General features: G+C 35.2%; 3 protein-coding genes. 2 read left to right on the top strand and 1 reads right to left on the bottom strand.

Features of this window, described 5'->3' with window-relative positions; genetic code table 11:
* On the top strand, positions 1 to 476 hold a 476-nt coding region (locus VL130_RS19405), incomplete at its 5' end, for a hypothetical protein (protein WP_325365670.1).
* A gap of 34 nt (positions 477 to 510) precedes the next feature.
* Here the strand turns inward: VL130_RS19405 and VL130_RS19400 are convergent.
* The gene (locus VL130_RS19400) at positions 511 to 1,389 is read right to left on the bottom strand and encodes a hypothetical protein (protein ID WP_325365669.1); all 879 of its coding nucleotides are present in this window, start codon (positions 1,387 to 1,389) and stop codon (positions 511 to 513) included.
* Positions 1,390 to 2,086: 697 nt separating this feature from the next.
* Here VL130_RS19400 and VL130_RS19395 point away from each other — a divergent pair.
* Positions 2,087 to 2,546 (top strand): hypothetical protein (locus VL130_RS19395; RefSeq protein WP_325365668.1); only part of this gene is annotated, 460 nt, incomplete at its 3' end.

Below are 2,546 nucleotides of genomic sequence, written 5' to 3'. Positions count from 1 at the left end.
TTCCTGTTAGGTTTACGGGTTCTTTAGTTTTTAGACCCTGGCAACAGAGTTTAATTGATATGGTTAAAGGACCCCCTGACGACAGGAGTATAAGTTTGGTTATTGATCCCATTGGTGGTAATGGGAAGAGTTTTCTTAGTATGTACCTTAAGGTACATCATAATTGTTCAACTGTGCCAGTTAATATGCGTACTGGTTTGGATATAATGAGATTTGTTTATTGTATTCCTACTTCTAGTTGTTACATTGTGGATTTGCCTAGAGCTGTTAACAAGAATCAGCTTCAGGATATGGCTTCATGTTTGGAAGTTATCAAGAGTGGAATGGCTTATGATGACCGTTACACTTATAAGGAGAAGTTGTTTGAGCCTCCTCATATTATTATTTTTAGTAATCATAGTCTTGATACTAGTTTATTTAGTCAAGATAGATGGAAAATATTTAATATAGTAGATAGTAAATTAGTACGATTGTAATTAATTTTTTTTTTCTAAGTAAAAACTTGATTTTTTAATGTATCATGATTCCTTTATCATTTTCAATGTTTTCATAATCACCATCATGTTCAGTATCAGTTTCATCTTCAGGGTCACCATTCCAATCTTCCTCATGATCAGATCCATCACCAGGTATCGGTTCACTTCTTTTATTTTCATCACCTTCACTAATAAGACCAGCTATAATGGTTTTTGGGGTATCTCTTATTTTGTCGAAGAAGGTTACATACCAAGTTAATGCTACTTCTACAAAGTAATTAGCACTTTCAGCAGGGTGAACATTGTGTAGACTGAATGCTTTGAATACAGTATGACTTAATGGTGGTACGGTTTGAGCACCAGGTATTACTATGTATTTATCAGTATTATTTTCTTTAATTGGCATTTGACACCATAGTTCTTCATCTTGTTGAGTACTTGATAGTTTTAGTAATTTTGATACACTTACATATCCAGAATAGTATCTTTCTGCCTTACCTGATGCAGTACCAAATATATGAGTTACACTAACTCCAGGTAGTTGATATTTTTGTTCAAGAGTTCTATTCTCCATCCAATCTAATGCATCTTTAGCATTACGTTCATTACCAGGTTCATTTGCACCAGGACCATAGACTCCACTCATGACTTCTAAAGTAGGAGCAGCTACTCTGTTTGTTATTCTCATCCAGTATTTTACTCCTTTTACTACGAACTTGTTGTATTGTCCAATCATTGATATGAATCTTTGAGATTGAGTATAACCAGCCATAGTAGTAGGGAATGTATAAGCACCAGCAGTATGTCCGGAAGGAGGTTGATCCATTATTAATGTATTTAATGGTATACAATAGTTAGTTCTAGCACCAGCACTTAAAGTATGGCCACCATACCATCTTGTTCTTATTTTCATATTAGTAGTTTCTTTCCATACAGGTCCTTGCCATCTACTTCTCTTTCTTCGATATGTCTTTCGTTTATAACGTCTTTGCCTAGTAGTTAATCTAGGTCTGTAGTTCATACGTCTTCGTCTTCGTCTTAATTGTGGCATTTTAATATCTTCTTAATACACAACGGTATCTACGTCTTCTGTAAGGTCTTCGATAGTTTCTTCTTCTTGGATAATAGGCTGTTGGTCTTGCTGTTGTTGTTCTTCTACTATAAGGATTAGGATAAGCAGCTAGGTATCTGTTTCTATAGTTTCTTACACTGTTAAACAATTCAGTTCCTAGTTGTAAAGGGATTAAACCCAAAGGGGTCATTTTTTCTTACTCAAATATTAGTATTTTTAAGTTTTAGTATATAATATAATTTTTTATTTTTAATTTTTTTTGTCTCTCTCTCCATTAACACACTGAACCGCCCGCGACGGACAGCGGGGGGGGAGCCCCGTGGGCGGGGACCCGCGTAAGGGCGGTGAAGTGTGTTATTTTTTTTAATAATTTTTTTTTACCGTAATTTTTACGTTTTTTTATTTTTATCCCATAAACACTATGTAGTTCCAGTAGTTCCATTATACCTAGATAATATATATAGAAAGAAACTTTGAGGTATTATTACAGGGAACCGCCGAAAAGTTTCTTTTTTTTAGTATTGAAATTTTTTTTGCTATGCCTAAACAAATTCAAGAGAGTGCAGTATGCACCTATGATTTTACAACCTTTAATGTAGATGTTGATAGTTGTAAAAAGTTACTTGGTACCCACTGTAAGAAGTGGTGTTTTCAAAAGGAGTTATCTCCTAGTACCAAGAAGGAACACCTTCAAGGTAGATTTAGTTTGAAGGTTAAGGAACGTCGGAGTACGATTCTTAGTAAGTTTCCTGGGTATCACTTAAGTGTTACCAGTGCTGTTAACCGAGATAACAATTTTTATGTTGTTAAGGAGGACAGTCGTGTTGATGGACCTTGGAAGGATACTGACGGTTATGTTCCTGTTAGGTTTACGGGTTCTTTAGTTTTTAGACCCTGGCAACAGAGTTTAATTGATATGGTTAAAGGACCCCCTGACGACAGGAGTATAAGTTTGGTTATTGATCCCATTGGTGGTAATGGGAAGAGTTTTCTTAGTA

Source organism: Asticcacaulis sp., assembly GCF_035497195.1.
Taxonomy (GTDB): domain Bacteria; phylum Pseudomonadota; class Alphaproteobacteria; order Caulobacterales; family Caulobacteraceae; genus Asticcacaulis.
The sequence above is the reverse complement of the archived record's forward strand: the minus strand, read 5'-3'. Positions and strand labels throughout refer to the sequence as shown.